Origin of the sequence: Marinobacter sp. 1_MG-2023, assembly GCF_030549045.1 — a bacterium.
GTDB lineage: Bacteria > Pseudomonadota > Gammaproteobacteria > Pseudomonadales > Oleiphilaceae > Marinobacter.
Window position 1 is genome coordinate 282271 of sequence record NZ_JAUOST010000002.1, and the last position, 12504, is coordinate 294774.

The window sequence follows — 12504 nt, forward strand, 5'->3', positions numbered from 1 at the left end:
CAGCTGCCCATGAATCAAGGTGCCCCGACTTCCGCTTCACCGCAAACGCTGATTGCGCCGCAATTTCCTGTAAAACAGGCCGATCACCGTACCTGGGGACAATTACATGGAAGCAGCGACGCCCTGGCTATCTGTGAAAGCGCCCGGGCTCACAAAGGGCTGACTCTGGTGATTACCCGCAGCACCGCCGATGCAATACGGCTGGAGCAGTCCATGCGCTTCTTTCTGGGGCTGCCACCAGAAGAAGACGGCGCCACTGTCACAGCAGATGGGCTAGAGCTGCTCTCGCTCCCAGACTGGGAAACCCTGCCCTACGATCTGTTTTCACCGCACCAGGATATAACCTCCAGGCGGATTCGCACCTTGCACCGGCTGCCCGGCATCCGGCATGGCGTGATCGTGGTCCCTGCTCGCACCCTGATGCACCGGCTTCCCCCGGTAGACTACCTCCAGGGCAACACCCTGCTGTTGGAAACCGGCCAGTCTCTGGATATAGATAATTGGCGCATGCAGTTGGCAACCGCGGGATACCGGCACTCTGAAAACGTTTACGAACACGGCGAGTACGCCGTTCGCGGCTCCATACTCGACATATTCCCTATGGGTTCTAACCTGCCCTATCGAATCGACCTGTTCGATGACGAAGTTGAAACACTGCGCACGTTCGACCCGGAAACCCAGCGCTCCATCGACCGGATCGAGCGCATTGAACTCCTCCCGGCCTATGAGTTCCCATGGCACAAAGAAGCCAGATCCGCCTTCCGGGGCCGCTGGTTCGAACAGTTTCCGAACGCAGACAAAGACGCACCTATCTATCAGGACGTCACCCATGGCATCACTCCGCCGGGCATCGAATATTACCTGCCATTGTTTTTCGACCAGACCGCAACTCTGTTCGATTATTTGCCAGACACCACCCATGTCTTTACAGCCGAAGGCCTTAACGAAGCAGTCAACCTCTTCGATACAGAAACCCGTAATCGCCATGAAGACCGCCGACATGACCGAATGCGACCGATTCTTCCACCTGCAAGCCTGTTTTTGCAGCAGGACGAGCTCTTTGGCCATCTCAAAGCTTTCCCCCGAGTAACCACAAAGCTCGGGACCGCAGAAGGCAGCGGCACGGTGAATTGCGCCAGTGAAGCGCTACCGGATATCGCAATGAACGCAAGGGCCGCCGACCCTGCAGGTCGGCTAAAACGCTTTATAAAGGATTTTGCCGGGCGGATACTGATTTGTGCCGAATCTTCGGGCCGGCGCGAAGCCCTGGTCGAAAATCTGGGCGAGTACCAGCTTAAGCCACAGAGTTTTGAGAACTGGAAGGACTTCCTCGCTGATGACAAGGGTTCTCTGGGCATCACCATTGCGCCCATGGAGCAGGGATTGGTGCTGCCAGAACATAACCTGGCCCTGATTACTGAAACGGCTTTGTTTGGCGAACGAGTGCTACAGCGCCGGCGTCGTGACAAGCCCACCGAGGCCAATGATGATGGCTATCGCGACCTGTCTGAGTTGCGAATCGGGTCACCCGTTGTGCATATTGATCATGGCGTTGGGCGCTACCTGGGCCTGGAAACCATTGCCGTTGAAGGTGAATCCAGCGAGTTCCTGATGCTCGAATACGCCGGCGGCTCGAAGTTGTATGTTCCAGTCTCCAGTCTGCACCTGATTTCACGTTATGCCGGCACAGACACAGAGCATGCGCCACTGCACAAGCTGGGCACCGAACGCTGGAGCAACGCCAAGCAGAAGGCTCTGGAAAAAATTCGTGACACTGCGGCCGAACTGCTTGATGTCTATGCCCGCCGGGAGGCTCGCAAAGGCTTTGCCTTTGAAGATCCCAAAGAAGCCTACCGCGCCTTTGCGGCCGGATTCCCTTTCGAAGAAACTCCGGACCAGCAAATTGCCATTCAGGCTGTTTTTGAAGACATGACCAACGAGAAGCCTATGGACAGGCTGGTATGTGGCGATGTCGGCTTCGGCAAAACCGAAGTGGCCATGCGCGCTGCCTTCCTGGCAACCTGGTCAGGAAAGCAGGTCGCGGTGCTCGTTCCAACTACGCTACTGGCTCAGCAACATTACGAATCCTTTCGCGACCGTTTCTCGGATACGCCGGCAAATGTCGAGCTGCTGAGCCGTTTTCGTAGCTCGAGCCAGACATCCAAGGCAATGGAGGCTATTGAAAGCGGTAAAGCCGATATCGTCATCGGCACCCACAAGTTGCTTCAGGGCGATATCCGGTTCAAGAATCTGGGTCTGGTCATCATCGACGAGGAGCACAGGTTCGGTGTTGGACAGAAAGAAAAACTGAAGGCTCTGCGTGCTGAAGTCGACATGCTCAACCTTACGGCGACCCCCATTCCAAGAACCCTCAACATGGCCATGGGGCACCTAAGAGATCTTTCCATCATCGCCACTCCACCAGCCAGACGTCTCTCGGTGAAAACCTTTGTGCGCCAGCGCGACGATGCAATGGTTAAAGAAGCCATCCTGCGTGAGGTTTTGCGTGGTGGTCAGGTATATGTCCTACATAATGATGTAGCAAGTATCGAAAAAACTGCCGAGGATCTGCGGAGTCTTGTACCGGAAGCCCGTGTGGGTGTAGCGCATGGTCAGATGCGTGAGAGACAGCTTGAGCAGATCATGTCGGATTTTTACCACAAGCGTTTCAACGTATTGGTGTGCACCACCATCATCGAAACCGGTATCGATATCCCGAGCGCCAACACCATCATTATTGAACGCGCCGACAAATTCGGCCTGGCCCAGTTGCACCAACTGCGCGGCCGCGTTGGCCGATCACACCACCAGGCCTATGCATACCTGCTAACACCGCCACCGAAAGCCATTTCTGCGGATGCCAAAAAACGGCTCGAAGCCATTTCCGAAGCCCAGGAACTGGGCGCCGGCTTTATGCTGGCTACCCACGACCTCGAAATTCGAGGCGCCGGCGAATTGCTCGGTGACGAACAGAGTGGCCAGATAGAAAGCATCGGCTTTACCCTGTACATGCAATTACTCGATGAGGCGGTCAAAGCCATCCGCGACGGTCGAACGCCCAACGCGGAACTGCCCCTCAGCCATGGAACAGAAATGAACCTTCGGATACCAGCACTGATTCCGGAAGATTATTTGCCAGACGTCCACAACCGCCTGATGCTTTACAAACGCATTGCCAGCGTCAGCAACCGCGATGCATTAAAAGAACTTCAGGTTGAAATGATTGATCGCTTCGGATTATTACCAGAGCCGGCAAAAAATCTGGTTCGGCAGACCGAACTCCGGCTCAAGGCAGAAGCTCTGGGCATAGTTAAAGTAGACGCCGGAAAGGAGTGGGCCCGCCTTGAATTTGGCAGTTCCACCCCAGTGGATCCATTGATACTGGTTAAGAAAATGCAATCTTCACCGGACACATACCGCCTTGAAGGGGCCAACAGCTTTCGTTTTCGGCTGAAGGACACATCAACCAATGGTAAACTCGACGGAATTTCCGGAATGCTGGGCGAACTGGTGCCTGAACCAAGCACCGCTACCGCCTGAAAAAGGCCCTGAATTAACTGGAGCAACCTCTTGCAGACTGATGGTAATCGCTTGTGCCGGCTATTGGCACGCACACTACTGACGGCTTTCTTGCTCACAACCGCCATGGCGGGCTATGCGCAACAAACGCCCGACGACTATTACCGGGCAGAGTTCGTGATTCTGGAGCGCATAATCGATCCGGACGCGGTTAACGAGCGCATGGTTAACCAAAAAGTGGCGGCACCGACAAATACCAACAAGGATCTTTATAGCGTAACCGGTGACGGCAACGTGATCTCGTCGCTTAAACTCCAGCCTCGCAGCCAGCTTCACCTGGGGAGCGCGGCAAACCGCCTTGAAGCGAGCGGGCGTTACCGGGTGCTTATGTCCGCCGGCTGGTACGAAGCCTTCCCACCCAACTACAAAGGTCAGCCGCTTCGGGTGGAAATCGGGGACTGGCTGGCACAGGCAGGCCAAAGAGAGATTGAAGGGCATATCACGATTGATCGGCAACGCTACTTGCACGTCGCCGTTCATCTCAATCACTGGCAAGAAGCAAGCGTTGCGGCCTCTCCTATCGCCCAGGGAAATCCAGATCAGGCCTCCGATAGCAGTACTGCAGCAAACGCAGAGCTGGCTATCAAGCCCGACATACCCTTGGAGCTGCTAACCTGGATTCGCGAAACCCGCAGGATGCGGAGTGAGGAAATTCATTTCCTGGATTCCCCCACCATAGGTGTTCTTGTGTTTTTCAGGAAGATTGAGGCAAATTAGCAAGGGCTCCCAAGCCGGCCATCGAGATTTCAAGCATGCGTCTCACACCAGACATGCCCTGCTCGATGGCCAATTCGATTTCTTCCATTGTAATGATGTGCTCTGATTTCCCTGCTGCCCGATTCACCACCAGACCAAGACACACATAACGCATGCCCAACTCTGCAGCCAGGGCAGCTTCGGGCATTCCGGTCATCCCTACCAGGTCACAACCGTCCCGTTCCATACGCCGTATTTCCGCCGCTGTTTCCAGCCTCGGGCCCTGAGTGGCTCCATAAACGCCAAACCCGGTAAACGCGACTTTGTGAGCTGCAGCTGCCTTAATCAGGATATCCCGTGCTGCCTGGTCGTATGGCCAGGTAAAATCTATGTGGGTGACCGTTTCCAGCTCCCCTTCAAAAAAGGTACCCGCCCTTCCCCAGGTGTAATCAATAATCTGGTCCGGGATAACCACGCAGGCGGGGCCCATATCCGGATGTATCCCGCCCACCGCATTCACGCCGATTACCGTGCGCACACCGGCGTCGTAAAGCGCCTTGATGTTCGCCCGGTAGTTCACCTCATGAGGCGGTATTCTATGGGGGTTGCCATGCCGGGAAAGAAATACAACAGGCTGGCCATCGAGGTGCCCTTCAGTCAACTCGGATGAAGGAGCCCCCCATGGCGTCTCCAGGGTTCGCGTCCCTGAAATTTCCAGGCCCGATAGGGTCGTCAGGCCTGTACCACCAATAATCCCAACTGCACCGCTGGCTTCAGACATCAATCTCCACCCTCTTCTCCATATCCCGCATCCCGCGATTGCTCGCCTACGTCACCCTCTTGAGTATCGTGACGGCGACTACGTTGGCGTTTGGCTGCGTCGTCTTTGTTACGCGACGCCCGTTTTTCATTCTTGTCCTTTTTATCGCCTTCCTTTCCATCACCTTCCTTGTGGTCTTCAGCTTGCTTGCCACGAGCGCTTTCCCGTTCCGGAAGCTGACTATCATCACTGATATGCAAAGTTTGTGTCGGGAAGGCTATCTCGCCACCATAGCCAACAATAACGTCACTGATTTTAAGCAGCACGTCCTGCTTCACCTCGTGAAACCTTACCCACTGGGTGGTCTTGGTGAACGCATAAACCATGATATCCAGCGATGAATGATTGAAAGCCAGAAAATTCACAATCAGGGTTTGATTGCTATCTATATCCTCGTGCTCTTCCAGCATTGAGCGGATGTCTGCAACTATGGCTGCCATTTCACTGACATCCGCATAGCGGATTCCGATGGTCTCTGAGATACGCCGGTTAGTCATCCGCGAGGGGTTCTCTACCGCAATGGTTGTAAATGCAGCGTTGGGAACATACAGAGGACGTTTATCAAACGTCCGGATGGTCGTAAGCCTCCACCCGATCTGCTCCACGGTTCCCTCAATATTACGATCCGGTGAGCGAACCCAGTCTCCGACTTTGAATGGCCGGTCCAGGTGAATGATAAAACCACCAAAAAAGTTGGCCAGCAGGTCTTTGGCCGCAAAACCTACAGCGATACCGCCTACGCCACCAAAAGCAAGCACGCCCGAAAGGCTATACCCCAGCGACTGCAAACTGATCAGTACGGCCGTAATCAACACCACAGCTCTGGACAGCTTGCTGATCGCATTAACCGTGGTGTAGTCCATAGGCTTTTTCATTCTTACCGGAGAGATGAGAATTCCCTCCACTTCTTTGATCATCCGGAGTACGGACCAAACAAAGATAAAAATGAAGCCTACCTGGAGCAGGGTCTCGTTAGCTGTGAAGATCTCTGCCGACGAATAATGGTGCGCCACCTCAGCGGCCCAATAAACCCCCTGAAGCCAAACGAACGCCACAACCGGAGAACGAGTAGCATGAAGCAGCGAATCATCCCAGATATTCTTGGTTTTCGAGAACTTGCGTTCCAGGGCACGGATGATATGGCTGGCAATATACGCAATCAGAGCCGTACCAAACACCAACGCGAAAACCACAATGGCTGCGCGCCACGCCTCAGAAAGCACACCAAAGCTCTCTATCCAGCCATTTACGGTGGACATCATTTCGCCAATCATCGGAATCCTCTAGTCGCTGTCATAAATCTGGTTTCAACGGATCATAACCGGCATACCCGATCGGGCACACTCGAACAGTTCTATAACGTCGGTATTTCGCATACGAATGCATCCATGAGAAAGCGCCAGCCCCATAGGCTCTGTATCAGGAGTACCATGTATGTATATAAAACGTCGGAAGGTATCGACACCAGCACCACGATTTTTCCCCGATTCCAAACCGCAAAGCCAGAGAATGCGACTCAGGATCCAGTCGCGACCCGGGTGCCTGGCTGCGAGTTCCGGGGTATAGATTTCGCCAGTGGGTCGACGGGCTCGAAAAACCGTATTTTCTGGGAGTCCGGAGCCCACCATAGCGCGGATGTAGTGCTCACCTCTCGGTGTACAACCACTACCATTGAGCTCACCTGCGCCGTTAAGCGCGGTAGAAACAGCGTAGCGTTCAATAAGGCGCCCGTTTGCACCAAGCACAGACAGGCTCTGGTCATCCAGGCTGATATCGATTGAACAGGCACTGCAGTTGCTTTGATTCAAAACGGGTTGGGCTCCCTCCGGGACTGTTGGGGAAGCCTAACCGAGAGGGTGCAAGTCAGGCAACCGGCATCTTGTCGGGGGCGGGAGGAACGAGCAAGGCATCCTGCGCCTGCATGCCGGCTGCAAGGAAGGGCACAAGGCGTGCGGCAATTTCCTGTACTGTGGTTTCTACACCCAACTTGTTCCGCAAAATGTCCTGCAGGGCATCGCTGCTGGACATGGTGAACGCGGTAGCTCCAAGCATGAACTGAATGCGCCAGTAACGATCAACGGCGGAAAGCTGCGGTGTAGCTTCCTTTAAAAGCCGCATAAAGCGACTGAAAGGCTGACTGTATTCCTGCTCAAGGAACTTGCGCAGGTGCCCTTGTGACTGGGTATATGCCAGCCCAAGAAGCCTCATGAAAATCGAAATACCCTTTTCATTCCTTTGTGGCATGCGCACGGCACTCTCAGTGAGAGCCCACAAAGTCTGATTCAACGTAGGGGGCGTACCTTTACAGCGGGCTTCCAGCTCATCAAATGCGTTTTCAAGCGTCGCCGAGAACGGCGTCAGAAAACGACCAAAGACTGCATGGATCAGCGCATTTTTGGAACCGAAATGGTAGTTTACGGCGGCCAGGTTTACTTTGGCCTTGCTGGTAATCATCCGCAATGAAGTCTCTGAAAAACCACGCTCAGCGAACAATTCTTCTGCGGCATCAAGAATTCTGTCAACAGTATCTGACTGGGCCATTTTGTTTTCAGTGCCTCTAGCAAACGTCTGTTTGAAACATACGTTTGAAGCACATTTATGTCAAGCTCTCTCCTCCGGCTCCGCCACCGCTTCCTGCCAGCCGCGGTCGATGGCATTCTGATTCCCTTCCAGAAAAGCAGCCTGAACCCGACTGTAAGCCTTTTCAGCTTCAAGAAGATAAATCAGATAGACCCGGACATGCTCACGTCGGGATAAAGCTCGAGGCAGGGCTTTCTGCTCAGACAAACGCAAAAGCCTGCTGAACCGGGTATTTTTCAGGGCGGGATTAAAGTCGGCCATGCGTGCACACTGCCAGATAAGTCCTTCTTTACCCTCCAGATGCTCGGCGTGTTTCCGGGCATCACGTATCATACGCTGGCGCCTGATCAGTAAATCGAGATAAGAAGGCTCCGAGGTGTAAATCCGGCGAACGGCTGGGATACCCAACAGAATTATAATAACGAAGGCACCAAAGCCGCCTCCTGCAACCCAGGCCGGCACGAAACCTGTCAGTCCACTCAGGAATATAACTGCCGCCACCAGCGCACTGAAGATCCACAGGTCACGACTGCGTCGTGCAGACGCAACACTGAAATTATCTGGCCAGTCATTCATTGCCAGCAAGTCAAAATCCATCAATAGCACGCGGTCACACTGACGCAACATCAGTCTAAGCGTGCGCTGCCTGGATTCAACCTGGACGGGATCTGCGCTCTGTGCTTCGACATCGCCGGCCAACCTGCCCTCAGCGTTCGCAAGGACCTCTTTTGGGGAGTCAGTTGCAGAGGTTTCCTGATGGGCATCCGGCTGCTCACTGACGGGGACAGGAACAGGGTCCGCCGACCGCCCGGGATGCAATACAGCCCCCTGCGCGGCACCAGTTAAAGTTTCTGCGGCATTCTGATTTTGAGCCATGACCTTATATCCAGTGCGTTATGGAATCTCGGTAAACAAATCTGTTAAAAAATGTATCGGCAGGCTTGCACAGATCTTGAACCATGATGTTTCCGATGGCACTTCCCGCCTCTGAACTTGGCAACGGCAAGCTTGCTCGCTATCCTTTCCGTCCGTTTTCGCTCTCTACTCTCTATAAGAGGCCTGCTTATGTTCACCGGTATTGTTCAGGGTATTGCCGTTGTTGAAGATATCGCCGCCGCGACCGGATTGAGTACGTTCGCAATCCGCTTGCCGGAAAACAGCGCAGAAGGCGTGGACATTGGCGCATCGGTGGCAATCAATGGCACCTGCCTTACCGTTACCCGCCAAACCGGCAACATACTGTTTTTCGACGCCATGCAGGAAACCTTGAGTTTGACAACGCTTGGCACCCTGGAGCCGGGGCACAAGATCAACTTTGAGCGGGCCGCGCGGATTGGCGATGAAATTGGCGGCCATTTGTTGTCGGGACACATTCACACAACGGCAAATGTTATTAAGATACTGCGGCCGGAAAACAACGTGACGATCTGGTTTGAAGTGCCGGATGAGTGGGCTCGCTACATTTTTGCCAAAGGCTACATTGCGATCAATGGCGCGAGCCTCACCATTGGTGAGGTGGATGGCAACCGCTTCAACGTTCACCTGATTCCCGAAACCTTGAGAGCTACCACCTTTGGTGTCATTGAAGAAGGCATGAAGGTCAATATCGAAATCGACAGCCAGACACAAACCATTGTGGATACGCTGACGCGATTGGGTTACGACAACCAGGCCTCGAAGACCACAAACCTGGGATCAGCATCCAGCTGACGCACCTGCGGAAAGAAACGCCGCAAACTTCGGTGATACCCAAGATGCCGGTTGCCCACCATAATCAGGCGGCCGGTTGCAGACAGATTCTGCGACGCCTGCTCAAACAACCTCAAAGCGATATGGTCAGCGACTACACCACCCTCGTGGAACGGTGGATTTAACAGGATCCGCTCAAACGGTCCCTTGCCTTTGGCAATTCCATCCGCATGCAGAAATGAACCCCTGACATCGGGAAATGCCGCCTCTGTATTACTGCGGGCACTCAAGACCGCCTGGCTGGACACGTCGCTGAAGGTCACTTCAAGATCCGGCCGCATAGCCAAAGCACTCAGGCCAAGCACGCCGTTACCGCAAGCCAAATCCAGTACCTGGGAACCTGCATGGCAGTGCTCCAGGGCAGACTTCAGATGCGGCAGCATCAGCCGCGTGCCTATATCCAGCTTTTCCCGCGCAAAAACAGCGGGCATAGCGGCGACACGAAGGTCTTTGCCGTGCAGTTTGCCCGCCAGGTCATAGCCTTTCCAGGTCCCGGGCCAGCCGTTCAGCGTCGCCTCACCGCAACCACAGGTCATCATGCGAGCTTTCTTTACTGCCCGGCTCACGCTCTGGACTTCCACAGTTTTGGCAAAGACATCAACACTTCGATCTGGAAGATGCTTGATCATTCCTGCGGCCAATATAGTCCCATCCGGCTTGATCGCACCATTAGCCCAGCGCAGCAACCACTCCAGGTAGTCGGTTTCGCGGGGAATCTTCAGCAGAATCAAATCATAAGACTTATCGGGAGGCTGCAACCAGCTGTGTATATCCTCCGGTGCCGAATAGCCAGGGTTCTGCTCCGCATTCTCCGTCAACGCACCGCTGAGTTGAGCCCCATCGGCAACCACATCCGGTGCATACCGGGACAAAGCCAGCGTCAGGGCGCCGAACTGATCATCCACAATCAGTACCCTGGTATCCGGCGACGCTTCCAGCCGGGTGCATGCCTCTTGCAACAGCAGCTCGTCGGCAGCGTTCCAGGCGCGCAAGCTCGGATCATCTGTGCCAGGACGGCTCAGAAGAAGGCTACCACAGGGAAAATCCAGCACAGCGGTTGTCATATCAGGCATCCAGAGGGGAATTCGCTAGAAAGATGCCATTTTAGGCTGATTACTCTAAAAAATAACCCTATCGTTCATTCTGTCTACTTCAAGAAGTGTTCTCTCAATGAGAGCTCTTTTTAAACACTTTCACGGTTAGCTTCGTTGTTACCGGAAGCGGACCTTTTGCCCCTAACCCCTGGGGCTTTTTTCGTTATTGACCACGGAAAGCACGGTAAACGGTAAAACGCTTGTCTTCCCGCAAACGTTCGACGCGCCCAATATAGCGTTTTATCAGAGCCTCATAGGGTAGAAAACTGTTCGCCACCAGCCGCAACTCACCGCCAGGCTGCAAGTGTCGCTTCACGTCCTGAAGAAACTGTTCCGTCATGGAGGTATCGGTTTTTACACCGGTATGAAAGGGCGGATTGCTGATAATTCCCGACCAGAGGCCATCGATGCCGGAAAGGCCGTCAGACGCGAAAATCGTGCCTTCTGCCCTGTTACGCCGGTAGGTTTCCCTCGCGCAGATAACCGCTTGGGACTGGACATCAACACCGTCAACGCTGGCAACAGGCTTCCCCTCAGCGCTCTGGTGCGCCTGGATCCAGGCACCAATAACGCCCGCGCCACAGGCAAAATCCAGTAACCGGTCACCGCAAACCGGCTGTTCTGCAAGCGTTTCCAGGAGCATCCGTGTTCCATCATCCAGGCCATTTTGGCTGAAGATACCCGGCAAGCCGGCAACGTCAATAGCTATTCCCGAACACTCGATTCTGTTCCAGCCCAACCAGTCCTGAACCCGGAATCCGGGTACAGGATCAATCGCCTCTGCACGCCAGACCTGGCAATGACGTGCGCTATCTATCTTGGAAGCCTGCGGGGCAACGGCTTTAAGCTGTTTGATGGCGCCAGCAATGCCTTCCTTCTTTTCACCGATCAATATCATTCGGGCATTTTCAGCTGCCAGTGAACGCGCCAGTGCCAGGCGCATTTCCAGCTCGGCACGGGCCTTGGGTAAAAACACCACCACGCTGTCGTAGCTGCTATCTGCCAGCGCCGGGGCGTCATAACCAAAGCAGGCCTGCCAGTTTTCATGGCGTTCCAGCGCGTGGAAAACACCCGCGTGCTCACTCAAGGCAAGGCCACTAAAAGGAAGTTCTGACAGCAGATGTGCCGATGCGACACCCAGCAATGCTACCCGACCGGATAGCAGGTTACGGTTTCTGAGCAGTGCCTGATGAGAATTAGGTAAGCCGGAGCCGGATAAACTCTGCATGAGTTGAATAGTGCCGTTTTGCGGTGGAGACTAAGTTGTTTGCTGGCGACCCGAACGTACCGGGCGCACTATCAGCTCATCCAGACTGTTCTGCTTGATGGTTTCCCAGCTTTCAGCATCGGAAACCGATAAGCCCATATCCCGGAGTATGCCGTCTGCTACATCATACACGAAGCCGTGAACACTCAGACGCTGGCCGCGCTTCCAGGCTTCCTGAACAATATTGTTCTGGCACACATGCCCGACCTGTTCAACCACATTCAGTTCACACAACCGGTCAACCCGGTCAAGCTCACTGCCACAAACATCCAGTACGGGCTGATGACGATCACGTACGTCCTGCACATGCCTCAGCCAATTGCTTATCAAACCAAAGCCCTCGTTGCGAAGAGCCGCTCGGACACCACCGCAACCATAGTGACCAACCACAAGAATGTGCTTAACCTTGAGCACTTCTATGGCGAACTGCAATACAGACAGGCAATTGAAGTCTGTATGCACCACCACGTTCGCCACGTTCCTGTGGACGAACAGTTCGCCAGGCATCAGGTCAACTATCTGGTTCGCGGGCACACGACTGTCGGCACAACCAATCCACAGATATTCCGGCGCCTGCTGGTTCGACAGACGATGGAAAAACTGCGGGTCTTCGGCCTTGATGCTATCGGCCCAAGACCGGTTTTTTTCCAGCAGATGGTCAAGTTGACCCATTAAAAATCTCCAGTTCATGATTCCCGGTCAGGATTGAACGGGAATCA

At 54.2% G+C, this 12504-nt stretch carries 11 protein-coding genes; 3 read left to right on the forward strand and 8 right to left on the reverse strand.

Translation table 11 applies throughout. The annotated features are described in order from the left end of the window. The first annotated feature begins 9 nt into the window (after window positions 1–9). Together mfd and Q4606_RS07460 are read left to right on the forward strand one after the other, a co-directional pair. Window positions 10–3540 carry a transcription-repair coupling factor gene (gene mfd, locus Q4606_RS07455; RefSeq protein ID WP_303593492.1) on the forward strand — a complete coding sequence of 1177 codons (3531 nt, stop codon included), beginning with the start codon at window positions 10–12 and terminating at the stop codon, window positions 3538–3540. A gap of 30 nt (window positions 3541–3570) precedes the next feature. Further along, entirely contained in the window at window positions 3571–4296 is a 726-nt protein-coding gene (locus Q4606_RS07460) for a CsiV family protein (RefSeq protein WP_303607140.1), read from the forward strand. On the opposite strand, the gene Q4606_RS07465 is transcribed toward Q4606_RS07460, so the two are convergent. The 5 genes from Q4606_RS07465 to Q4606_RS07485 form a co-directional block, all read right to left on the reverse strand. Then, window positions 4274–5056 (reverse strand): S-methyl-5'-thioinosine phosphorylase, encoded by a 783-nt coding sequence (locus Q4606_RS07465; RefSeq protein ID WP_303607141.1) that lies wholly within the window; start codon window positions 5054–5056, stop codon window positions 4274–4276. The genes Q4606_RS07460 and Q4606_RS07465 overlap by 23 nt on opposite strands. Further along, window positions 5056–6369, reverse strand: coding sequence for a mechanosensitive ion channel family protein (locus Q4606_RS07470; protein ID WP_303607142.1), 1314 nt, complete (start codon window positions 6367–6369; stop codon window positions 5056–5058). The genes Q4606_RS07465 and Q4606_RS07470 overlap by 1 nt, the downstream gene beginning before the upstream one ends. 33 nt (window positions 6370–6402) lie before the next feature. Next, window positions 6403–6867, reverse strand: a complete 465-nt coding sequence (locus tag Q4606_RS07475) for a L,D-transpeptidase (RefSeq protein WP_303607366.1) — start codon at window positions 6865–6867, stop codon at window positions 6403–6405. 91 nt (window positions 6868–6958) lie between these two features. After that, complete coding sequence (locus Q4606_RS07480; RefSeq protein WP_303593499.1) at window positions 6959–7636, reverse strand: TetR/AcrR family transcriptional regulator; 678 nt, start codon at window positions 7634–7636, stop codon at window positions 6959–6961. Window positions 7637–7696: 60 nt separating this feature from the next. After that, window positions 7697–8551, reverse strand: coding sequence for a hypothetical protein (locus Q4606_RS07485; RefSeq protein WP_303607143.1), 855 nt, complete (start codon window positions 8549–8551; stop codon window positions 7697–7699). A gap of 189 nt (window positions 8552–8740) precedes the next feature. On the opposite strand from Q4606_RS07485, the gene Q4606_RS07490 reads away from it, so the two are divergent. Next, window positions 8741–9385: a riboflavin synthase subunit alpha gene (locus Q4606_RS07490; protein ID WP_303607144.1), complete on the forward strand. Its 645-nt coding sequence runs from the start codon at window positions 8741–8743 to the stop codon at window positions 9383–9385. Here Q4606_RS07490 and Q4606_RS07495 read toward each other — a convergent pair. From Q4606_RS07495 to can, 3 genes are all read right to left on the reverse strand, one after another. Further along, on the reverse strand, window positions 9334–10488 hold the full coding sequence (locus tag Q4606_RS07495) for a methyltransferase (RefSeq protein WP_303607145.1): 1155 nt from the start codon (window positions 10486–10488) through the stop codon (window positions 9334–9336). The genes Q4606_RS07490 and Q4606_RS07495 overlap by 52 nt on opposite strands. A gap of 193 nt (window positions 10489–10681) precedes the next feature. Then, on the reverse strand, window positions 10682–11746 hold the full coding sequence (locus Q4606_RS07500; protein ID WP_303607146.1) for a class I SAM-dependent methyltransferase: 1065 nt from the start codon (window positions 11744–11746) through the stop codon (window positions 10682–10684). A gap of 30 nt (window positions 11747–11776) precedes the next feature. Next, the gene (gene can / locus Q4606_RS07505; RefSeq protein WP_303593507.1) at window positions 11777–12457 is read right to left on the reverse strand and encodes a carbonate dehydratase; all 681 of its coding nucleotides are present in this window, start codon (window positions 12455–12457) and stop codon (window positions 11777–11779) included. Between the last annotated feature and the right edge of the window lie 47 nt (window positions 12458–12504).

What these genes read in the sequence shown, in the direction of transcription:
- mfd (WP_303593492.1), top strand. Translation starts at nt 10, where the DNA reads ATGAATCAAGGTGCCCCGACTTCCGCTTCACCGCAAACGCTGATTGCG.
- Q4606_RS07465 (WP_303607141.1), bottom strand. Translation starts at nt 5,056, where the DNA reads ATGTCTGAAGCCAGCGGTGCAGTTGGGATTATTGGTGGTACAGGCCTG.
- Q4606_RS07470 (WP_303607142.1), bottom strand. Translation starts at nt 6,369, where the DNA reads ATGATTGGCGAAATGATGTCCACCGTAAATGGCTGGATAGAGAGCTTT.
- Q4606_RS07480 (WP_303593499.1), bottom strand. Translation starts at nt 7,636, where the DNA reads ATGGCCCAGTCAGATACTGTTGACAGAATTCTTGATGCCGCAGAAGAA.
- Q4606_RS07485 (WP_303607143.1), bottom strand. Translation starts at nt 8,551, where the DNA reads ATGGCTCAAAATCAGAATGCCGCAGAAACTTTAACTGGTGCCGCGCAG.
- Q4606_RS07490 (WP_303607144.1), top strand. Translation starts at nt 8,741, where the DNA reads ATGTTCACCGGTATTGTTCAGGGTATTGCCGTTGTTGAAGATATCGCC.
- Q4606_RS07495 (WP_303607145.1), bottom strand. Translation starts at nt 10,488, where the DNA reads ATGACAACCGCTGTGCTGGATTTTCCCTGTGGTAGCCTTCTTCTGAGC.
- Q4606_RS07500 (WP_303607146.1), bottom strand. Translation starts at nt 11,746, where the DNA reads ATGCAGAGTTTATCCGGCTCCGGCTTACCTAATTCTCATCAGGCACTG.
- can (WP_303593507.1), bottom strand. Translation starts at nt 12,457, where the DNA reads ATGGGTCAACTTGACCATCTGCTGGAAAAAAACCGGTCTTGGGCCGAT.